The following is a 20,350-nucleotide window of genomic DNA, read 5'->3' on the forward strand; positions in this document are numbered from 1 at the left end:
ACGGGCGCGGGCGGCGGGGGCGGCGGCACCGGCGCTGCCTGCGCGGGCGCGGCCTGGTTCTCGGCGGGCGCATCGTCCACCGTCACACCGTGGTCGGTGACCAGCGCGGCGAAACCGCCCGCGTACCCCTGTCCGACCGCGCGTACCTTCCACGCTCCTTGACGGCGATACAGTTCGAGCGCGATAACGATGGACTCGGTGTTCAGCCCCTCGATCCGGTACTCATACAACTGGTTTCCCGCCTGGTCGGAAACATAGGCGGTGGGTGGGGCGAACTGGCCGAAGTTGGTGTTCGGGTCGTCGAGAGTGATGACCGCGCGGATCTGGTCGATATCGGCGGGTACCGCGTTCAACGACACGGCGAGCGAGGCGGGCTGCCCGGGGGGCGCGGGCTGTAGGTTCACGCCGGGACCGCTTGGCTGGTTGAAGAAGACGAAATCGGCGTCGGACCGTACCTTGCCCTGCTCGGTGACCAGTAGCGCAGATAGATCCGCCTGCGCCGTCAACTGAATGGAAACAACCACATCGTTGGTGGCCAGTGGACCGTTCTGCCCCTTGGCGAGTGTTGCGGACAAGTTAGACCCTTCGCTTGTCGTGTACGTTCGATTGCCACTCTACGAGAAACGTGCCTACCACGGATCGTGTCGAATCGTCAGCCGCCGCACAGCACGGTTGACGAGTTAAGCCGTGTCGCGGATATCGGTTAGGGTGACCGCGACGGATGGCATACGCGACGGCAGGCTGACTTCCCCCATGGCGCAACTGTTCGAACAGTCGAAGAAGGTGATCGAGGCTCATCTCGCGGGCACAAGTATCCGCGCGATCTCCGGGTCTATGGTCGCCTACGAAGGAAATGTGCAGTTCAAATCCGCCGGTTTCGGCGGCGGCGACGGCGTGCTCGCCGGACTGAAACGCCGTGCGACAGGAGAGAAACTGTCGCTGATGGAATGCGGCGGCAACGGGCGGGTGTTCCTGGCGGTCAACGGCCAGTACGTCACCGTGGTGGACTTGAACAACGAGACGCTGCAGGTCGAATCACAGCAGCTGCTGGCATTCGCAGGCAACCTGCGCACCGATGTGCGGTTCGCCGGCCTGCGCGGCGCCTCCAGTGGGCAGGGCCTGTTCACCACGACGGTCAGCGGGCAGGGACAGGCTGCGCTGCTGTCGGCGGGCGGGCCGCTGATACACCTGGAGGTCACCCCGCAGTTCCCGCTGGTGGTCGACCCGCAGGCGTTCGTCGCCGCACGCGGCAACCTGAACCAGTCGTTCGTCACCGATGTCTCCTGGCGCACCGTGGTGGGGCAGGATGCCGGCGAAGCGTTCTCGCTGCGCTGGGAGGGCCAGGGCGTGGTGTCGATCCAGCCGGCGGAACGGTAGGGATCATGTTCGAACAGATCAATTCGAAGGTCGTCAAGGTCGACGTCGGTAGGGCCGGAGGTGTGGTCGCCCGCAGCGGCGGCATGTTGTTCTACACCGGCGGTATCTCCTTCGCACCGCATGAGATTCCGGGTTCGCAAGGGATGGGCGCAGGCGGTCTGGTGCGGATGGCGGGCCGGATGATGGCGGGCGAACATCAGCGCACCATGCTGGCCCAGGGCAACGGCGAAGTGCATTACGGTTTCGCCGGGCTGGAAGTGCATGTCGTGCATATGCAGCCCGGTGCCACGTTGCGGGTCGAGGCGTCGCGGCTGCTCGGCTACACCGCCGGTCTGCAGAGTTCGGTGGTGTCGGTGACCGGTTCCGGCGGGGGCGGCGGAGGCGGTGGGCTGATGGGCGCGCTGCGCGGCGCCGCGTCCGGCGCGCTGACCGGGCAGGGCATGTTCACAACCCAGCTCTCCGGACAGGGCAGCGCCGTATTGCTCGCCCATGGCGGTTTTCTGGAACTCCAGGTCGGCGGGCCGAATCCGATCGTTGTCGACCCGCAGGCGTTCGTCGCTGCCTACGGCAATGTGCAGACCGAACTGAAAACGGCGGTGAGCTGGCGCGATGCCGTCGGCCGCGGGTCCGGCGAAGCGATGCAGCTGCAGTGCGTCGGACAGGGCGTGGTGTACGTGCAGGCCTCCGAAGAGAAGTTGTGACCCGATGAGCCAGATTCTGAGCCCGATGACCCTGGGCGACAGCGACAACATCCCCGGCAACAGCTACGCCTACTGCATCGATCTGAACAAACCGTGGTTCATGCGCAAGGGCGCGATGATCGCCTACTACGGTCAGATGCGGTTCCAGCTGCTCACCCACGGGCTGGGCGGCCAACTGATGCATATGGTGTCGCAACAGTTCTCGGCTCCGCTGTTCACCGGCGACTATGTGGTCGCCGAGGGCCAGGGCAAGCTGATCATCGGGGACCGCGGCTACGACATCAACTCCTATGACCTCGACAACGGCAACCTCACCATCCGCGCCGCCAACCTGCTCGCCTTCGAACCGGAGCTGGCGCTGAAACAATCCATCGTGCCCGGCTTCCTCACCCTCATCGGCACCGGCAAGTTCCTCGCCTCCTCCAACGGCCCGGTCCTCTTCGCCGAACCACCGCTGCGCGTCGACCCGGAATCGCTGGTCGGCTGGGCGGACTGCCCGTCCCCCAGCCACCACTACGACCAGCGCTGGCTGTCCGGTTTCCTCGCCGCGGGCGCCGCCGCGTTCGGTGTGAACTCGGGCGAAGAACGCCAGTTCGACTTCACCGGCGCGGGCACCGTCCTCATCCAGTCCAGTGAGAAGGTGCTCAGCGATTCCGCCCTGGTCCGCACCATCGAAGGGCAACTGCAGAGCGGAATCACCGTGCCCGGCCTGCAACGCCTGCAGGGGGTGATCGCCCAGCAACTGCAGGGCCAGCAGTACTGACCGGCTGACAAGTTCGTAGGCCAGGCCACCGAGTAAAGCCCGCGCCGTCGGACAGGTAGGTACCGCTCAGACTCGAACAGCCGACCCGGATCGGGCGAACCAGGCCAGGATCTCTTCACCGGCAACGATACCGTCGGCGTCGGTGACCGTGAGCCCCGGACAGGTCCAGCCGAGCTGTTCGAGTTCGCCGTGCCGGGGCCGGATGGCGGCATCGACGGCGGCGAGCATTTCGGCGTCGAGGGCGCCGTCACCGGCAGCGAGGGTGGTGGCCGCCGGGTCGAGTGCGCCTTCGCCGATGAGGCGCTCGCGGATTTCGGCTACCGCACGGCTCTTGCACACCGCCATCGGCATGGTGTAGATCTTGCGGCCCTGTTGGGAGGCCGACCAGCCGCGGGGACGGCACCAGTCGTCCCATGCGGCGAGAAAACCGGCCGGGACGGCCGTCGGGTCGACCACCAGGTAGCAGAACAGGTCGTCGGCGAAGCGGAACTTGGTGACCCAGGTGTCGTCGATACGGGCCCGCAACGCATGGGCGACCTGAGTGAGCGACGCGCCGTCGACGTGCACGGCGGCATCGATCGTCTCGCGCCAGCGAAGGTCGGGCACACCATCGACCAGGATGTTCCCGCCGTTGCTTGTGATCGCATACCGCCACGGCTCACCGGGCAACCGGATGCGCTGGAACTGCTCGATGGTGCGCGTGGTGGTGGGCACGACGACAGCGGTCAGCGCGAGATCGCGCAGCAGATTCTCGGCGGTGGTTGTCATGTACGACAACGGCGCGCCATCCAGGTACTCCACACACACCGCTTCCACCTCCGCCGCGCGGAACGCAGCGCGGGAGTAGATCATCGTGCGATCGAGGTCGGTGGCGACCAGTAGCTGTTTCCCGGGATCCGTCACTGCTGCACGTCCTTGATCAAACCCATACACGAATAAGCCAAGTCGGGGACGACCTCGACCGGGACACCGCGCGCCTGCGCCAGCAACCGGATATGCGCATGCTCGCTGGCATCCGCCTCGCGAACCAGGACCCGCCACGGCACCCGGCGCAACAGCACCCGCGTCGTCTCGCCGACGCCGGGTTTCACGAAATTCACGCTGCCGATCCCATATTCGGCCCGCACCTGCTCCACCGATGCCCAACCCGCCCAGGTCGGTGTCCGATCACCGGTCGATATCTGTTCGACCTGGCCCGGCACCCGGTCTGCTACCGCATCGAAAGCGCCTTCGACGGTGTCGATCAACCGGGCCGACACATCATCGGCGGCGAGTTCGGAGTAGAACTTCGCGCCGTGGAAATCACCGGGGCCGATGAGTTCCCGATTCAGCACGGTCCGCGAAACCAGCCCCGACACCGTGGAATTCAGGCAGGCCGAGGCGATCAGGAAATCGTCACGGGTGCCGTAGGTGCGCACACAGTAACCGGGGTCGGCCAGTACCGCTAGATCGTCGTTGTAGCGCGGGCCGCCCGCAGCATGATAGGCGGCCAGCGCCTCCGACAGTTCCCTGGTGATGGCGCCCTTACCGGTCCAGCCGTCCACGAACACAATCGACGCCGGATCGTGATGGTGCGCCAGATAATCCAGGGCGACAGCATCGATACCGCGGTCTCGCACAATGGAAACCGCGTAATGCGGGATATCGAGGCCTTTGGCCCGCGCCAACCACCGTCGCATCAGGATCCCGACCGGTGTACCGGCTCGGGCCAGCGATACCAGCACGATATCGGAACCGCGTTCGGCGACAACGAGTTCGGAAACCGCTCCCACGGCCAGCGCGAGCCGCTGCGCACTATCGGCCAGCACCTGTTCGAACAGTTCGCGATAGTGCGCGTCCGGCTGATATTCGATCGGCAAAGACTCAGCGTAATGCGCCAACCCGGCCTGAATGCGCTTCTCGCGAGAGGCGACGTCGGCCTCCAGAGCGGCATCGGACAGATCTTTCAGCAACCACGCCACATCCGCGCGCGCATACGACCCGAACTCCGGACCGTAGAGCGGACCGGGCAGCTGAGGCGTGACCGAGACCCGGGAATTCGCACCCGCTGTGAGCACATCTGCGCGCGCTGAAGCACTCGTAGCAGCGCACCGCAGCTCCGATCCCGGCGATGCATCCAGCCTCGCGGAACCAGGCTCCGCCTGTGGTACCGCACCGAGCAACTTATCCCGCGCCGACATCAACAGCCGCGGGCTCGCACCGGCGACAACAGCGAGCAGCACCGGGGCGCCGGAAGCGGTCAGCACATCGATCAACCCGCCGTCGGACCGCAGCAGGTCGGTATCGGCAGGGGTATCGATGACCACGACCAACACCGGATCGAGCGCGTCAGGTTCCTGCCCGACTCCGCCAGCCGCTGCACTCACACCGTCAAGCGCCGGTCCCTGGGCGCCGTCCTCGGATGCGAACAGGTTCGCCGTCCAGTGCGCGTTGTACAGGTAACGTGGCTGCTCCTCGCCAGGTTCCGGCGCGGTGAAACAGAACCCGCGCCGCAGCGGATAACCGGGGTCGTCCAGCACATAAGCGGGCGACCGCGTGGTGGTCTGGTAGCGCGCGGGCACCCCCGATTCCGCCAGCGCCACCGCCAACCGCAACGGCAGATACATCAGTTCCTCGTGCCCGAGCACAATCACCGGCCTGCCGGGGTGATCGGCGGCCAGCCGCTGACGTAGCGCATCCGCGGCAGCCGCGACCGCGGTATCGAAAGCGGCGGTGTCCGAAAACAGAAACCCGTGCCTGCCGCCCTCCGGCACCGCCTCCGGCCAGGGCAGGTCGAGCCTGCCGAAACCACCACGGGCGGCCGCGACCGGGTTGAGCTCGATCTGCGGCAGGCCAACCACCGTGTCTACCAGGTCATCGGGCAGCAGCGTCCGCCCCGCCGCCAGGCAGACGGTGTCGATCCGCGCCCCGAGTTCCGCGGCGGCCTTAGCGAAAAGCTCTCGGTCGTCCTCGGTACGCATATCCACCAGCGACGCCAGCACATAATGCTCGCGCGGCGCGAAAGCATGCAGGGCGCGCACCGCATCCATCGCCGTAGCACCGGTGGAGATCTCGTCGTCCACCAGCACCAACGGCAGATCGGCGGTGAAGATATCGGCGGGCGCGGGTTGCAACAGATGCGAGGTGGCATGCGAATGCCCCTCCTCGAAACCGGTGAGGGTCACCGCTTCCGGCACCGACCGGCGTGTCGAATGCAGATAGCAGGCAGCCCCGATCCGCGCGGCGACACAGTGGCCGAGCCCCGTAGCGGTTTCGGCGAAACCCAGCACCACCGCGTCACGGTCGCCGAGCACACCACGCACCAGGTCACCGAGCCGGTTACCCGCATCGAGCACCACCCGCGGCTCGGTCGGTAGATGTTTACCCAGCACCGTCGACACCAGCAGATGCGCGCGCCGCTTATTGCGGCGCAGGCCGGGTTGAATCAGATCCGTAACGGACAATTCGGCCGGCAGCGCGTCCGGTTCGATACCGGCTCGGTATGACTGCTCATGGCACAGCTCGATACCCAGATTCCGGGCCGCCCAGAAATCAGCGGCCCGAGACGCCGTCGAGCTCATACCGTCACCAACGCCGACAGCAGATCCACGAACGACACTCCCTTGTTGGCGACCCCGAACACCCGCGCCCGCAGCAAAGTCTGCCGAGCCCAGCTGCGATGCGGTCGCATCTCGTTCATCTTGTTCCGGTAACCCGACGCGGCCACCCCACCCGCATCGACCTGCAGGATGTCGAGGGCGTCCGAATACTCCTCATGCGTCACCACCGACAGCGCGTGCACCGCCGCCACATGCGACGGGTGGATCACCGTTTTACCCTGGATGCCGTTGGCCCGGTCCAACGTGATCTCCCGCAGCAAACCATCCAGGTCACGGCTGACCAGATATTTGCGGAACGGCACCGCATCCGACTCCTCGAACGGCGCGCTACGCAGCAGCGGCCGGAACATCCGTTCATGATCGGCGAAGTACTCCCACACCGGGCCGGTGATCACGAAACCGCTGCCGTCGGCGCGGCCCAGATAGTTCACGATATCGGCGATCACATCCGCGACCACCCGCACGTCGTAGATGGTCAGATCGCGATCGCGGCGGATACCGAACGTCGAGCACATGTCGGTCGCGCCGATCCGCACCGCAAGCACTCGCTCCCGGTACTCGGCCAGCAACGCCGCGATCTGTGTCAACTCCTGATCGCGGGTCTGCCGGTGCACCAGAGCCGGCGACTCGAGCACCGGCATCCCGTACAGCGGACGCGGCGAACGCGCCCCCGCCGCATCCAACGCGGCCAGGTACTTCGGCCCTGAAGCACTGTCGAACTTCGGAAACACGAACCCGGTCAGCACTTCCGCACCCGCGCCCAATTGCTCGACGATCTCGCTGACGGTGTCGGCGTCACGCACCCGCACGAACAACAGCGGATTCGGATCCAGACCGAGCGCCAGCTCATCCAGGGTGCGCACCACCTGCTTCTTGGCGAACTCGACCTCATGGTCGGCGACCGCGTCCTCCAGATCGATAACCATCGAACACACCCCGCGCGCATACCTTCTGCTGATCGTCGCAGGCAGATCCGCTCTGGTCGCAGGCACATACAGCGTCGCGCCGAGCGCAACCGCGAGCAGCTCCCGGTCGGCGTGATCAGTGAACGGCTCGGGCTGACGGAAGAAAAGAGTCCTCGCGTCCGGGCCCTGCAACTGCCGGAAATGGCGTCGCGGCACCCGCTTGTGCAGGGAGATCTCCTGCTGGACGGCGATGCCGGCGGTCATCGTTTCCCCACCCTCATCCTTGTCGTGATCCCGGTTCTCTTCTCATACGTTCCACCACGCCAGCTATGAAATCCGTGATGGCATCCAGTTCCGTCACGTAGGCCCAATAGTCGGGATTACGTCCCGACAGCGTCCCGGTGATCCGATCGATCCGGTCCACCTGCGCATCCAGCACCGAGCCCCATTCGGCAGTGAGCCCCCGGCCCACCGCGAGCATCTGCGCGTCCCGCAGCCGGAATCGTACGGCCTCGGCTTTTTCCTGAGGGTTCGCCCGGACCGCCCGCAACACCGACAGCCGCTTGGTGACGGCATCGACCTGCTCCTCGGCGGCCGCCAGATGGGTACGCGCGGTAGTGGTCAGTTCAAGGGCCAACTCCGGGTTGTCGTCGGCCGCCGCGGCGCGCGCCCGGCCAAGGGCAACGTCTGCGGCGGCTATGTCACGCTCGCTTGCTCGCTCATTGTTAGCCAGATCCGCCGAACTCGCAGCATGAAACTCACGCAGCAACGCCGACATCGCCGGACCGATCCCCTCTGCCCTGGTCCGCACCGCCGCGATCCTGGTCGCCACAGAGGCGAGCGCGTTCGCCGCGGCACCGGCCCGAGAAGGGGCCGCAGCCAACGCTTCCGCCAACACCTCGGCCGCAGCGTCGAGTTCATGTGACGCCGCCCGCACCGCCCCCGCCTGCGTATCCGGCGGCAACGATTCGAGTGTGACCAGAGCCTCATCCACGGCGGCCGCCGCGCCGCTCACCGACGGATAATGCGCGAATTCCGATTCGGCTGCCTGCCCGCGAACCGCTGCAGCCGCGACCTTCACCTGCTCCGCCAGCCGCGGCACCGCAGCGAGCACCGCGGCAGCCTCCTCCAACCTGGCCCGGTTACCGTGGTAGTACTCGTCGACTCCCCGCGCAGCCGCGGTCAACTGCCGCACCACCTCGTCGACGCGCCCCCGACCGCCCGCAGGCACACCCGTGCGCTCGGCCGCGTCCAGTTCCTCGGTCAAATTCAAATACGCTTCCGCGGCGCCATAGCAGCGCGCCCGCAGCGGCTCCCAGCGCTGCGCGAGACCATGCTCGGGAAAGATCTGCTCGGCCGCGTGCGTAGCGGAATCAGCCACCGACTGGCGTCGGTCCATATCCAGAAACGCCGACGTCAAAGCCTGACGTGCCTGTTCGATCCACCCGTCGTCGCCCGACGACCGGAACCAACCACGCCTACGACCCGCCACGACCCGATCGTATGAGATACCCAGAGGACAGACCCGTACGAGAGGCCGCGGTCAAGTGGGCCTGGCACGGGTTTCTACGCAAGTTCACCGAAACCTACTACTGTCGTATTCCGTACCCGGCGATTCGGACATGCTGGGAAGCACAGACGACTATCGAAAGGGAATCCCGCATGGGTGTCAGTTTGTCCAAGGGCGGCAATGTCTCGCTGACGAAGGCGGCGCCGAACCTCACCGCGGTCGCCGTCGGCCTCGGCTGGGATGTGCGGACCACCACCGGTACGGACTTCGACCTCGACGCCAGCGCGATCGCTACGGGAGCAGACAAGAAGGTCGTATCCGACCAGCACTTCGTCTTCTTCAACAACCTGCGTTCGCCCGAAGGCACCATCGAACACGTGGGCGACAACACCACCGGTGAAGGCGAAGGCGACGACGAGGTCATCAACGTCGACCTGGCCAACACCCCGCCCACCATCGACAGCATCTTCTTCCCGGTGTCCATCTACGAAGCCGACACTCGGCAGCAGTCGTTCGGCCAGGTGCGCAACGCCTACATCCGGGTGGTCGACCGCGCCAACAACGAGGAACTGGCCCGCTACGACCTCACCGAAGACGCCTCCACCGAAACCGCCATGGTGTTCGGTGAGCTGTACCGCAACGGTGCCGAATGGAAATTCCGCGCCATCGGCCAGGGCTACGCCTCCGGGCTCGCGGGTATCGCCCGCGACTACGGTGTGAACGTCTGAGGCAACGAACCCACCTTCGGGGGATGAAGGGGGCTCGGCGACGAGCCCCCTTTCGCACGCGCCGCCACTCCCAACCTGCGTGCGCGTGGCAAACCAGCGGATCGGCGACGACGCTGGTGATGAGTCGCCGACGACGCCGACCGAGTAAGTTTCGCTCATACGGCCCGGACACCGACCGAAGTCCGGCCGCCGCACACGAAAGGTCCCAGCGTGGTCCTGCGCATATTCGGACTATCCTTCGCCATCACGATACTTTCCCTGGTGGTGGCGTTCCTGTACGGCGGCCCCACCGCCCTCGTGCTCTGCCTGATCCTGGGCATTCTCGAGGTTTCGCTGTCGTTCGACAACGCCGTGATCAACGCCACCGTGCTACAACGGATGAGCGAGTTCTGGCAGAAGATCTTCCTCACCATCGGCATCCTGATCGCCGTATTCGGTATGCGGCTGGTCTTCCCGCTCGCGATCGTCTGGATCACTGCGGGCCTCAACCCCGTCGAGGCCCTGGATCTGGCGTTGAACCCGCCACCGAACGACGCATCTCACTTCCCCGACGGCAGCCCCAGCTATGAGACCCTGCTCACCGACGCGCACCCGCAGATCGCGGCGTTCGGCGGCATGTTCCTCGCGCTGCTGTTCCTGAACTTCATCTTCGAAGACCGCGACATCACCTGGCTGAGCTGGCTGGAGAAGCCGCTGGCCAAGGTGGGCCAGCTCGATATGGTCTCGGTGGTCGTCGCGGCCACCGGCTTGGTGCTCACCGCAGAATTCCTCGCCCCAGACGATGTACGCGCCACCGTCCTCGTCGCAGGCCTGCTCGGCATGATCACCTACATCGCTGTCGACGGGCTCGGCTCGATGTTCCACACCGAGGAATACGAAGAAAAGTCCGGCCCGTCCGAGCTGGTCAAAGCGACCGGTAAAGCCGGCTTCTTCCTGTTCCTGTACCTCGAGGTGCTCGACGCCTCGTTCTCCTTCGACGGTGTGATCGGCGCGTTCGCCATCACCGCCGACCCGATCATCATCGCGCTCGGCCTCGGCCTCATCGGCGCCATGTTCGTCCGATCGATCACCGTGTACCTGGTGCGCAAGGGCACCCTGTCGGAGTATGTGTATCTGGAGCACGGCGCTCACTGGGCGATCGGTGCGCTCGCGCTGATCCTGCTGGTCTCGATCGGTGTACATGTCGACGAGCTCATCACCGGCCTGATCGGTGTGGCGTTCATCGGCGCCGCATTCATCTCCAGCGTCCTGCGCAACCGCAAAGAAAACGGTGCGGAACTGCCCAGCAGCGAACCGGAGAAGACCCCGGTAAGCTGACCCCCGGCGAACGCAACCGAAAACTTCAGCGGCAGCGGCCTCCCGGCCGCTGCCGCGCTCATTTCCGAGGGGGACGACGCCCATGGCGATCGGCAGAACCCAACACGAAACCGGCCCGGGCACAATCAGCCTGACCAAGGCGACACCGACGATCAACCTCACCAAACCCGGCGAACCACAGGGCATTGTGCAGGTCAACCTGAACTGGTCCACCAGATCGAAAGGCCTCTTCCGCCGCACCAAGCCCGTAGACCTGGATCTGGGCTGCCTGTACGAACTCACCGACGGCAACAAGGGCGTCATCCAAGCCGCGGGCGACAACTTCGGCTCCCTGCAAACGTCACCGCATATCGCCCTCGACACCGACGACCGATCCGGCGAACGAGCCCAGGGCGAGAACCTACACATCGACCTGGCCCGGCCCGAACTGTTCCGGCGCATCCTCATCTTCGCGTTCCGCTACGAGGGCACACCCAACTGGGCTGCAGCCGACGCCGTCGCCACCATATTCCCCACCTGGGGACCGAACATCGAAGTACGGCTCGACTCGCCGGTTTCGGGAGCACGCTCCTGCGTCATCGCGCTACTACACAACCAAGGCGCAGGCATCACCGTGCAGCGGGAAGTGCACTACATCGACGGCACCCAACGCGATATCGACTCCGCCTACCGGTGGGGCATCACCTGGAACACAGCACATAAATAGGTGCATCCCATGGCCGCGACTCCGGCGCGGCAGGTTTGCGGTCCCCTGGTGGCTCGCGTTTCAGCCCTCACGACTTGCGCCTGGGCGCATGCGCGAGAGTCGGACGTTCGTCCGCACCGGCGCTCCCAGCGAGGGTCGGACATTCATCCGCACCGGCGCTTCTAGCTGCGAGGGCTGAAACGCGAGCCGGACCGCGCGCCGGGCAGAGTTCGGGAGAGCGGAAGGGGTGTTGCTCAGGTGCACTATGCCCTTCGATCTTCGCTTGCCCCGCCCCGATCGAGCGTCGGCGACTGACGCCCACGTTACGAAGAGACCTGTGTTCGACCTTGTCCCCACCAGCGATCCGTCGGCACCCACCAGCGCTCGACGGCACCATCCCTGAGTAATGCGTCCGACAGGGGGCAAGAAGTCATACCGAGCCTGGTGGCCGAGGCCTTGGATAAGGGCCCACGAAAAGGTGACAGGTATTCCTCTGTCAGGCGCTGATGTAGGCGGCGAGGTGTTTGCCGGTGAGGGTGGAGCGGGCGGCGACGAGGTCGGCGGGGGTGCCCTCGAAGACGATCCGGCCGCCGTCGTGACCTGCGCCGGGGCCCAGGTCGATGATCCAGTCGGCGTGCGCCATCACCGCCTGGTGATGCTCGATGACGATCACCGTCTTACCGGAATCCACGAGCCGGTCGAGTAGGCCGAGCAGCTGTTCGACATCGGCGAGGTGCAGGCCTGCGGTCGGCTCGTCGAGGATGTAGACGCCACCCTTGTCGGCCATATGGGTGGCCAGCTTGAGACGCTGCCGTTCACCACCGGACAACGTAGTGAGCGGCTGGCCGAGGCTGAGGTAGCCGAGCCCGACATCGGTGAGCCGCTCGAGGATTTTATGCGCGGCCGGGGTACGCGCCTCACCGGCGCCGAAGAACTCCGCGGCCTCGGCCACCGACATCGCGAGCACCTCACTGATATCGCGGCCGCCGAGGTGATATTCCAGCACCGAGGCCTGGAACCGCTTCCCCTCGCACTCCTCGCAGACCGTGGCGACACCGGCCATCATCCCCAGATCGGTGTAGATCACACCGGCACCGTTGCAGGTAGGGCATGCGCCCTCGGAGTTGGCGCTGAACAGCGCCGGTTTCACGCCGTTGACCTTCGCGAACGCCTTACGGATCGGGTCGAGCAGCCCGGTGTAGGTCGCCGGATTGCTCCGACGCGAGCCGCGGATAGGTGCCTGATCGACCGCCACCACGCCCGCTGAGGCGGGGATGGAACCGTGAATCAGTGAGCTCTTGCCGGAGCCGGCGACACCGGTGACGACACACAGCACCCCGAGCGGGATATCGACGTCGACGTCCTGCAGATTATGGGTGGTTGCGCCACGGATCTCCAGCTTGCCGGTGGGCGTGCGCACCGTTTCTTTCAGCGACGCCCGGTCGTCGAAATGCCGGCCGGTGATGGTGTCGCCGGCCCGCAAACCCTCGACAGAGCCTTCGAAACAGACCGTGCCACCCGCCGTACCGGCGCCGGGGCCGAGGTCAACGATATGATCGGCGATCGCGATCGTCTCCGGCTTGTGCTCCACGACCAGCACCGTGTTGCCCTTATCACGCAGCCGCAACAGCAGGTCGTTCATCCGCTGAATATCGTGCGGATGCAGCCCGATCGTCGGCTCGTCGAAAACATAGGTGACATCGGTGAGCGAGGAACCGAGGTGGCGGATCATCTTGACGCGCTGCGCCTCACCGCCCGACAACGTGCCCGACGGCCGGTCGAGCGACAGGTAACCCAGCCCGATCTCCACGAACGAGCCGAGCGTATGTACCAGCGCGGCCAGCAACGGCGCGACCGACGGCTCATCCAGACCGCGAACCCATTCGGCGAGGTCACTGATCTGCATCGCGCAGGCGTCGGCGATATTGATCCCGCCGATCCGCGAGGAGCGGGTCAGCTCACTGAGCCGGGTCCCATCGCATTCGGGACAGGTGGTGAAAGTGACCGCCCGCTCCACGAACGCACGAATATGCGGCTGCAGCGCGTCGGGATCCTTCGACAGGAACGACTTGTGCACCTTCGGGATCAGCCCCTCGTAAGTGAGGTTGACCCCATCGACCTTCACCTTGACCGGTTCCTTGTAGAGGAAGTCGTGCATCTCCTTCTTGGTGTACTCGCGGATCGGCTTGTTCGGATCGACGAAACCCGACTCGGCATAGACCCGCACCGTCCAGAAGCTGTCCGATTTCCAACCGGGGATGGTGAACGCACCATCGGCGAGCGACTTGGAGTCGTCGTAGAGCTGGGTCAGGTCGATATCGGTGACCGCGCCGCGACCTTCGCAGCGTGTACACATACCGCCGGTGCGGGAGAACGTCGCCTTCGTGGCCCTGGTCTTGCTCGCACCGCGTTCCACCGTGATCGCCCCGCTCGCCCGGACCGAGGCGGTGTTGAAGGAGAACGCGCTGGGCGGACCGATATGCGGCTGCCCGAGACGGCTGAAGAGGATGCGCAGCATGGCGTTGGCGTCGGTTGCGGTGCCGACCGTGGAGCGGGGATCGGCACCCATCCGCTGCTGATCGACGATGATCGCTGTGGTCAACCCGTCCAGTACGTCGACCTCGGGCCGCGCCAACGTCGGCATGAAACCCTGCACGAAAGAGCTGTAGGTCTCGTTGATCAACCGCTGCGACTCCGCGGCGATCGTGCTGAACACCAGCGAACTCTTACCCGAGCCGGAGACACCGGTGAACACCGTCAACCGGCGCTTCGGAATCTCGATGCTGATATCGCGGAGATTGTTCACCCGCGCACCGTGCACGCGGATCGCATCGTGACTGTCGGCAACATGCGGGGCGGGCGACAGGGTGTCCGTCCTCGTGGCCATGCTCATCGTGTCTCCATCTGTCGGGCGGGGCCGCCTTTCGCGGCAACTACGCTGCTTCCCCTGCAGGATGCTCAGGTCATGCTGACGGGTCAGCGCAGTTCCTGAATGCGGACCATATTGCCCGCGGGGTCGCGGAAGGCGCAGTCGCGAACCCCGTACGGTTGCTCGGTCGGCTCCTGGACGACCTCGGCGTCACCGGCCTGCAGCTTCTCGAAGGTGCTGTCGAGATCTTTGGTGGCGAGCAGGATACTGCCGTAGGTGCCCTTGGCCATCATCTCGGTGATGGTGCGGCGCTCGTCGTCGGTGATGCCAGGGTCGGCGGCGGGTGGATGCAGAACAACGGACGTGCCGGGCTGGCCGACTGGACCGACCGTAATCCAACGCATCCCGTTGTATCCGACGTCTTTCCGCACCTCGAAGCCGAGGAGGTCGCGATAGAACCCCAGGGCGGCATCCGGATCGTCGTGCGGGAGGAAGCTCGAGTGAATGGTGATATCCATGGCAGTCACGCTAAGCGTTGCGCGGGCACAGGCGCTTCTCGATTCCTGATCGGTCTGGTCACCTGTTTCGCCACACAGGACGGTATTCCCGCCGTCGCCCGCACCGCCTCACGCCGATACACGCTGGGCGGCACACCGACCAACTCGGTGAAACGAGTACTAAAGGTCCCCAGCGACGCACACCCCACCGCGAAACACACCTCGGTGACGCTCAGATCACCCCGCCGCAGCAGCGCCATCGCACGCTCGATACGCCGCGTCATCAGATAGGAGTACGGCGACTCACCGTACGCAAGCCGGAACTGGCGACTCAGATGCCCGGCCGACATATGCGCATCACGAGCCAGCGCCTCGACATCCAACGGCTGCGCATACTCACGGTCGATCCGATCCCGAACACGACGCAACCGCGCGAGGTCACGTAGATGCTGGTCCGGGGTAGGTCTACTGGTCATCTGCGTGATCGTGCCACGTCATCCGAGAGTTGCCCAGCGTTGGCGGCCAGCAGGCCGAGATCGTTCGAGGCGAGAGCTGCCACCGGTGCGGAGCCGGCGATCTTGGCGGGTCTTACCGGTCACGCCATCGGGTTCAGCTGCTCTCTTCGGCTAGAGCGATGGCCCAGGCCGCGTTGACGAGCCCGATATGGCTGAGCGCTTGCGGAAAATTGCCCAGTAGCTCACCGGTGGCCGCGTCCACCTCTTCGGACAATAACCCCACGTCGTTGAGGTATCCGATGGCGCGCTCGAATACCGTGCGGGCCCTCGCGACCTGGCCGGAGGCGGCCAGAGCCTGAGCCAACCAGAATGTGCACAGCAAGAAGGTGCCCTCATGTCCGGTGAGTCCGTCGGCATCGGTGTCGAGGTCGGTGCGGTAGCGGTAGACCAGCCCGCGAGAGTCGGTGAGACCCTCGGCAATGGTGTCGATGGTGGCCAGCACTCGCGGGTCGTCGGCGGGCAGGAAGCCGACCAGCGGGATCATCAAAGCTGAAGCATCGAGGGCATCACTGCCGAACGCTCGAGTGAACGAGCTGACCGTGTCGCTCCAGCCTCGGGTCATGATCTGCTCACGGATCTCATCGGCAGTCGCCTGCCAGGCTTCGATCCTGTCGCAGGCACCGAGAGCGTCGGCCATGGCGATCGCTCTATCAAGCGCTACCCAGCACATCAGCTTGGAGTAGAGAAAATGCTGGGGTTCCCCGCGTATCTCCCAGATGCCGGCATCGGCTTCTCGCCACCGGAGCGCGGCGGCGTCGGCGCAGCCGATGAGGAACTTGCGCCCGGTGGCGGCATGCGGATGGTCTGGGTCGAGCTGCTCGACGAGGCGGTACGCCGCGCCGAGCAGCTCGCCGTAAACATCGATCTGCCGCTGGTTCCACGCGCCGTTGCCCACCCGCACCGGTCGGCTGTCGCGCCAACCGGCGCGATGGCCGAGCTCGCGTTCGGACAGATCGTGCTCGCCGCCGATGCCGAACATGATCTGCAACGGCTCGTCGACGTGTAGTTGCGCTGCAGAGCTGACCGCGAGGTAGTCGAAGAACTCTTCGGCTTCGTCCGGGCAGGCGGCGACCCAGAGCGCATCGAGGGTGAAGCTCGCGTCTCGCACCCAGGAATACCGGTAATCCCAGTTGCGTCGACCACCAGCTTCTTCTGGCAGCGAAGTGGTCGGCGCGGCCACCACCGCCCAGGTCGGCTGGTAGGTCAAGGCCTGCAAGACCCGCCCGCTGTGGTGCACCAAATCCTGCCACGGTCCCTGGTAGCTTTGATGGGTCTGCGACCACGACCGCCAGGCGTCGACCGTCGCCTGCAGCGCCGCGTCGAGCTGGTCTGCTGAGAGCGGTTCCGGGAACGGTTCCGATGTAGTCCGGTGCAGCAAGCCGAGAGCAAGCCGTTCGCCCTCTCGCATATCGCATCGGCCGTTGGCGTCCGAGTCTGCGATGTCGAGTGGAATCGGGCAACACAGCAGCAGAATGTCGGCTCCGCCGCGCACCAGTACGGCACCGTCGACAGCCGACATCAGCGGCATGATTATCCCGTACTCGGGACGGGGGGTGAACTCGACGTTGATCTCCACCTCGCCTGCCGTACAGGCCAGGGAACGTACCAGCATCCGCGGTGCGGCGGCACCCAACTGGTGTGGGTCATCGGAAGCGCCGGTGGCGAGCGCATCGTGCAACACCAGCGTGCCGGTAGCAGTGGTAAACGTCGTCTCCAACACCATGGTGCCGTCAAGGTAACGACGGGTGATCTCGGCGTCGGAGTCGGCAGGACGCACCGCGAAAGTTCCGGCGTGCACATCGAGCAGCCGAGCGAATATCGAGGGCGAGTCGAAGCGCGGCAAGCACAGCCAATCCACCGACCCGCTGCGACTCACCAACGCGGCGGTGCGCCGGTCGGACAGCAGGGCGTAGTCGGCGATCGGTGTGGTGTTCACAGGCATGGCTGCGGTGTGTGGTGCGGGTCGGCGTGTCAGTCTTCGACGGTGGTGCCATCGGCATGGGGCTGCCAGCCGACGAGGAGACGTTCCATCTCGGTCAACTCCTCGGTGAACACATCGCGACGAGTGCGAGGACCGCACGCTTGCAGCAGCCGAGCGAAGTCGGCAGCGGCTTTCCCGATCCTCTCGGAGAGTTCGGCGGTGCCTTGCCTCGCGCCGAAGTCATCGGTGGCCGCATAGACCCCCGTGGGCGACACGATGGCATGCAGGTACGAAAACATCGGACGCAAGGCATGTTCCAGCACCAGCGAATGCCGCTCTGTTCCGCCGGTCGCAGCGATCAGCACCGGCATCTCTGACAGACTCTCTTCGGGCAATACGTCGAAAAACGACTTGAACAACCCGCTGAACGAGGCATTGAATGCGGGAGTCACTGCGATCAGTCCGTCGGCGGCGGCGACGGTGTCGAAGATCGACTCCAATTCCGGCGGGGCAAACCCGGCCAGCATGGTGTCCATGATCGCTCGCCCCCAATGCCGCAGTTCGATCACCGAAGCGTCCACCGTCAGGTTCTTGCCGGCCAACGCCGCCTCGACCGCCGTAGTGATCCGATCAGCCAGCAATCGAGTGGAGGACGGTTCTCGCAGCCCTGAGCTGATTACCGCAAGCTTGGTCATGGCGTCTGATCCTCCGTGCTACTCGAGAGGTCGGTATCGCTGCCGGCCGCGGCCTGCACCAGTGTCTCGTGGGTCGGGGCATCGGGCACATGCTCCGGTCTGCCGACCGCGAACTCCTTGCGCAGCACTGGGATAACCTCCTCTCCCAGGAGGTCGAGCTGCTCCAACACAGTTTTCAGTGGCAAACCGGCGTGGTCGATCAAGAACAACTGTCGCTGGTAGTCGCCGGCATATTCGCGGAAACCCAGGGTTCGGTCGATCACCTGCTGCGGCGAACCGCGGAACTCCTCGACTGCGTCTTGGCTGTTGGGTCGCATGAACACCTGCCCACCGAGTCCTACGATCGCCTCATCGGCGCTGCCGTGCCCGTAATGCTCGAACCGCTGTCGATACAACTGCACCATCCGTTTGGTGTGCGACGGAGGCCAGAAGATGTGGTTGGCGAAGAAACCGTCGCCGTAATAGGCAGCCAGCTCCGCGACCTCAGGAGTACGGATCGATCCGTGCCAAACGAACGGCGGCACGCCATCCAATGGTCGCGGCGCCAAAGTAAAACCTTGTAGAGGCGTACGGAACTTACCGTTCCAGTCGACGACCTCCTCTCGCCACAGCCGACGCAGCAGGCCGTAGTGCTCGACTGTCAATGGAATGGCAGCCCGGATGTCTTGGCCGAACCAGGGGTAGACCGGCCCGGTATTGCCACGTCCCAGCATGACATCGACCCGGCCACCGGACAGGTGCTGCAATACGCTGAAGTCTTCCGCGATCTTCACCGGGTCGTTGGTGGTGATCAATGTGGTCGACGTGGACAAGATGATCCGCTCGGTCTGCGCCGCGATATACCCCAGCAGCGTGGTCGGCGAGGACGGAGTGAACGGCGGGTTGTGATGCTCGCCGGTGGCGAAGACATCCAATCCCACTTCCTCGGCCTTCCTCGCGATAGACACGGTATCCCGGATTCGCTCGGCCTCGGTGGGTGTGCGGCCGGTCATCGGGTCCTCGGTGACATCCCCGACCGTGAAGATCCCGCATTGCAGACCAGTCAACGCAGCTCCCCTGGTTAGTTGTCCACTACGGGCATGCCCGGTGCTCATACCACCCTGAGCGAGTCGGCATCTATCGACTGCGGCTGGTGAAGACCCTACGCCCCGGCACACCACAGGTAAACAGTTGATGCGTCAATTACCGTCTCGGGTTTCCTCTTGCGAATCGTGGGCACTTCAGCCGGGGCAGACAACTGGACCGACGAGCAATCCCCGACCTCGCGAACAGCACTAACCGCCGACGCTGAGGAGTGATGATCGATGGCGCAGCAGACCGATGTATGGCCCAGCCTGCGGGTCGATGACTGGGCTCCGACGCGGGACACACTACATCTGTGGGCCCAGATCGTCGGCAAGGTCCGGCTTGCTCATTCACCCATGGTCAATCACTGGTGGCAGATCACCTTGTATGTGACTCCGCGCGGCTTGACGACGTCGACAATTCCTTATGAGGCCGAAGCCTTCGACATCGAGTTCGATTTCATCGATCACAAGTTGCTGATACGCAGCAGCACTGGCGCAACCCGGACCGTGCGCCTCGAACCGAAATCGGTGGCAGAATTCTACTCGCAAATCATGAACGCATTAGACGAATTAGGCTTCCATACACGCATCCAGACGCGCCCCAACGAGGTCGACCCGGCGCTGCGGTTCGCCGAGGATGTCGAGCACGCATCGTACGACCCGGACGCCGCACATCTGTTCTGGCGCCAACTGCTCCAGGCCAACCGGGTAATCAACCGGTTCCGGTCTCGTTTCGTCGGAAAAGTAAGCCCGGTGCATTTCTTCTGGGGGGCCATGGATCTCGCGTGCACCCGGTTTTCCGGCCGTGGGGCTCCGCGCCATCCCGGCGGCGCCCCCAATGTCGGTGACTGGGTAATGGTGGAAGGGTACTCACGCGAGCTGAGCAGTTGCGGTTTCTTTCCCGGCGGCGGTGAAGAGGGCGCCTTTTATGCCTACGCCTACCCAGAACCCGACGGGTTCGCCGATCACCCCGTCGGCCCTTCCGAGGCCTACTACAGCAAGGATCTCGGTGAATACCTCTTGCCGTACGAAGTCGTGCGGCAGGCAGCCGACCCCGATGAGGTACTTCTCGAATTCCTGCAGGCTACCTACGAAGCGGCGGCGATCCATGCCTACTGGGACCGTGCTGCGCTCGAAGACCACCCCGACCGCTGGAAGGAGCAACAAACGCGCGCATGACAATGTATGGCCATCGGCATGT

Annotated in this window: 18 protein-coding genes; 7 read left to right on the forward strand and 11 right to left on the reverse strand. The window is 64.9% G+C overall.

All coding sequences use genetic code 11. The features are described 5' to 3' along the window. Positions 1-575, reverse strand: a 575-nt coding sequence (locus B0T44_RS13865) for a TerD family protein (protein WP_139795325.1), incomplete at its 3' end; no start/stop codon positions are given. A gap of 178 nt (positions 576-753) precedes the next feature. Between B0T44_RS13865 and B0T44_RS13870 the strand changes: the two genes are divergently transcribed. Genes B0T44_RS13870 through B0T44_RS13880 form a run of 3 tightly spaced genes read left to right on the forward strand, consistent with a single transcriptional unit; the run spans position 754 to position 2,841 of the window. Continuing rightward, entirely contained in the window at positions 754-1,377 is a 624-nt protein-coding gene (locus tag B0T44_RS13870) for an AIM24 family protein (protein ID WP_077115961.1), read from the forward strand. A 5-nt stretch (positions 1,378-1,382) separates the two neighbouring features. Beyond that, positions 1,383-2,078: an AIM24 family protein gene (locus B0T44_RS13875; RefSeq protein ID WP_077115962.1), complete on the forward strand. Its 696-nt coding sequence runs from the start codon at positions 1,383-1,385 to the stop codon at positions 2,076-2,078. Positions 2,079-2,082: 4 nt separating this feature from the next. After that, entirely contained in the window at positions 2,083-2,841 is a 759-nt protein-coding gene (locus tag B0T44_RS13880) for an AIM24 family protein (protein ID WP_077115963.1), read from the forward strand. A gap of 66 nt (positions 2,842-2,907) precedes the next feature. Here the strand turns inward: B0T44_RS13880 and B0T44_RS13885 are convergent, their stop codons facing one another. Genes B0T44_RS13885 through B0T44_RS13900 form a run of 4 tightly spaced genes read right to left on the reverse strand, consistent with a single transcriptional unit; the run spans position 2,908 to position 8,837 of the window. Beyond that, positions 2,908-3,693, reverse strand: a complete 786-nt coding sequence (locus B0T44_RS13885; RefSeq protein ID WP_077116184.1) for an HAD family hydrolase — start codon at positions 3,691-3,693, stop codon at positions 2,908-2,910. 47 nt (positions 3,694-3,740) lie between these two features. Beyond that, the gene (locus B0T44_RS13890; protein WP_077115964.1) at positions 3,741-6,401 is read right to left on the reverse strand and encodes a phosphoribosyltransferase; all 2,661 of its coding nucleotides are present in this window, start codon (positions 6,399-6,401) and stop codon (positions 3,741-3,743) included. After that, positions 6,398-7,609, reverse strand: a complete 1,212-nt coding sequence (locus B0T44_RS13895; protein WP_077115965.1) for an HpcH/HpaI aldolase/citrate lyase family protein — start codon at positions 7,607-7,609, stop codon at positions 6,398-6,400. Before B0T44_RS13895 ends, B0T44_RS13890 begins: the two co-directional genes overlap by 4 nt. A 13-nt stretch (positions 7,610-7,622) precedes the next feature. Then, complete coding sequence (locus B0T44_RS13900; RefSeq protein WP_077115967.1) at positions 7,623-8,837, reverse strand: hypothetical protein; 1,215 nt, start codon at positions 8,835-8,837, stop codon at positions 7,623-7,625. 170 nt (positions 8,838-9,007) lie between these two features. Here B0T44_RS13900 and B0T44_RS13905 point away from each other — a divergent pair, with 170 nt between their 5' ends. The 3 genes from B0T44_RS13905 (at position 9,008) to B0T44_RS13915 (ending at position 11,606) form a co-directional block, all read left to right on the forward strand. Beyond that, complete coding sequence (locus B0T44_RS13905) at positions 9,008-9,583, forward strand: TerD family protein (RefSeq protein WP_077115968.1); 576 nt, start codon at positions 9,008-9,010, stop codon at positions 9,581-9,583. Between the two features lie 210 nt (positions 9,584-9,793). Then, positions 9,794-10,900 (forward strand): DUF475 domain-containing protein, encoded by a 1,107-nt coding sequence (locus tag B0T44_RS13910; protein ID WP_077115969.1) that lies wholly within the window; start codon positions 9,794-9,796, stop codon positions 10,898-10,900. An 82-nt stretch (positions 10,901-10,982) separates the two neighbouring features. Continuing rightward, positions 10,983-11,606, forward strand: coding sequence for a Tellurium resistance (locus tag B0T44_RS13915; RefSeq protein ID WP_077115970.1), 624 nt, complete (start codon positions 10,983-10,985; stop codon positions 11,604-11,606). Between the two features lie 475 nt (positions 11,607-12,081). Here B0T44_RS13915 and B0T44_RS13920 read toward each other — a convergent pair whose 3' ends face one another. From B0T44_RS13920 to B0T44_RS13945, 6 genes are all read right to left on the reverse strand, one after another. Further along, positions 12,082-14,472, reverse strand: coding sequence for an ATP-binding cassette domain-containing protein (locus tag B0T44_RS13920; protein ID WP_217697465.1), 2,391 nt, complete (start codon positions 14,470-14,472; stop codon positions 12,082-12,084). A gap of 89 nt (positions 14,473-14,561) precedes the next feature. After that, entirely contained in the window at positions 14,562-14,972 is a 411-nt protein-coding gene (locus B0T44_RS13925) for a VOC family protein (RefSeq protein ID WP_077116185.1), read from the reverse strand. 5 nt (positions 14,973-14,977) lie between these two features. Further along, positions 14,978-15,427 carry a helix-turn-helix transcriptional regulator gene (locus tag B0T44_RS13930; protein ID WP_077115972.1) on the reverse strand — a complete coding sequence of 150 codons (450 nt, stop codon included), beginning with the start codon at positions 15,425-15,427 and terminating at the stop codon, positions 14,978-14,980. 133 nt (positions 15,428-15,560) lie between these two features. Then, entirely contained in the window at positions 15,561-17,408 is a 1,848-nt protein-coding gene (locus B0T44_RS13935; RefSeq protein ID WP_217697466.1) for a glycoside hydrolase family 15 protein, read from the reverse strand. A gap of 29 nt (positions 17,409-17,437) precedes the next feature. After that, positions 17,438-18,082 (reverse strand): CE1759 family FMN reductase, encoded by a 645-nt coding sequence (locus B0T44_RS13940; RefSeq protein WP_077115973.1) that lies wholly within the window; start codon positions 18,080-18,082, stop codon positions 17,438-17,440. Next, positions 18,079-19,119: a CE1758 family FMN-dependent luciferase-like monooxygenase gene (locus tag B0T44_RS13945; protein ID WP_077116187.1), complete on the reverse strand. Its 1,041-nt coding sequence runs from the start codon at positions 19,117-19,119 to the stop codon at positions 18,079-18,081. Before B0T44_RS13945 ends, B0T44_RS13940 begins: the two co-directional genes overlap by 4 nt. Before the next feature lie 267 nt (positions 19,120-19,386). Between B0T44_RS13945 and B0T44_RS13950 the strand changes: the two genes are divergently transcribed. Then, on the forward strand, positions 19,387-20,328 hold the full coding sequence (locus B0T44_RS13950) for a DUF5996 family protein (RefSeq protein WP_077115974.1): 942 nt from the start codon (positions 19,387-19,389) through the stop codon (positions 20,326-20,328). Positions 20,329-20,350: the final 22 nt, after the last annotated feature.

The sequence above is a fragment of the Nocardia donostiensis genome, from assembly GCF_002081715.1.
Lineage (GTDB): Bacteria > Actinomycetota > Actinomycetes > Mycobacteriales > Mycobacteriaceae > Nocardia > Nocardia donostiensis.

Bases quoted from the DNA above. Each gene is read 5' to 3' on its own strand.
- B0T44_RS13875 (WP_077115962.1), top strand. From the start codon at position 1,383: ATGTTCGAACAGATCAATTCGAAGGTCGTCAAGGTCGACGTCGGTAGG.
- B0T44_RS13885 (WP_077116184.1), bottom strand. From the start codon at position 3,693: ATGATCTACTCCCGCGCTGCGTTCCGCGCGGCGGAGGTGGAAGCGGTG.
- B0T44_RS13915 (WP_077115970.1), top strand. From the start codon at position 10,983: ATGGCGATCGGCAGAACCCAACACGAAACCGGCCCGGGCACAATCAGC.
- B0T44_RS13940 (WP_077115973.1), bottom strand. From the start codon at position 18,082: ATGACCAAGCTTGCGGTAATCAGCTCAGGGCTGCGAGAACCGTCCTCC.
- B0T44_RS13930 (WP_077115972.1), bottom strand. From the start codon at position 15,427: ATGACCAGTAGACCTACCCCGGACCAGCATCTACGTGACCTCGCGCGG.
- B0T44_RS13935 (WP_217697466.1), bottom strand. From the start codon at position 17,408: ATGCCTGTGAACACCACACCGATCGCCGACTACGCCCTGCTGTCCGAC.
- B0T44_RS13925 (WP_077116185.1), bottom strand. From the start codon at position 14,972: ATGGATATCACCATTCACTCGAGCTTCCTCCCGCACGACGATCCGGAT.
- B0T44_RS13870 (WP_077115961.1), top strand. From the start codon at position 754: ATGGCGCAACTGTTCGAACAGTCGAAGAAGGTGATCGAGGCTCATCTC.
- B0T44_RS13950 (WP_077115974.1), top strand. From the start codon at position 19,387: ATGGCGCAGCAGACCGATGTATGGCCCAGCCTGCGGGTCGATGACTGG.
- B0T44_RS13920 (WP_217697465.1), bottom strand. From the start codon at position 14,472: ATGGCCACGAGGACGGACACCCTGTCGCCCGCCCCGCATGTTGCCGAC.
- B0T44_RS13880 (WP_077115963.1), top strand. From the start codon at position 2,083: ATGAGCCAGATTCTGAGCCCGATGACCCTGGGCGACAGCGACAACATC.
- B0T44_RS13895 (WP_077115965.1), bottom strand. From the start codon at position 7,609: ATGACCGCCGGCATCGCCGTCCAGCAGGAGATCTCCCTGCACAAGCGG.
- B0T44_RS13890 (WP_077115964.1), bottom strand. From the start codon at position 6,401: ATGAGCTCGACGGCGTCTCGGGCCGCTGATTTCTGGGCGGCCCGGAAT.
- B0T44_RS13905 (WP_077115968.1), top strand. From the start codon at position 9,008: ATGGGTGTCAGTTTGTCCAAGGGCGGCAATGTCTCGCTGACGAAGGCG.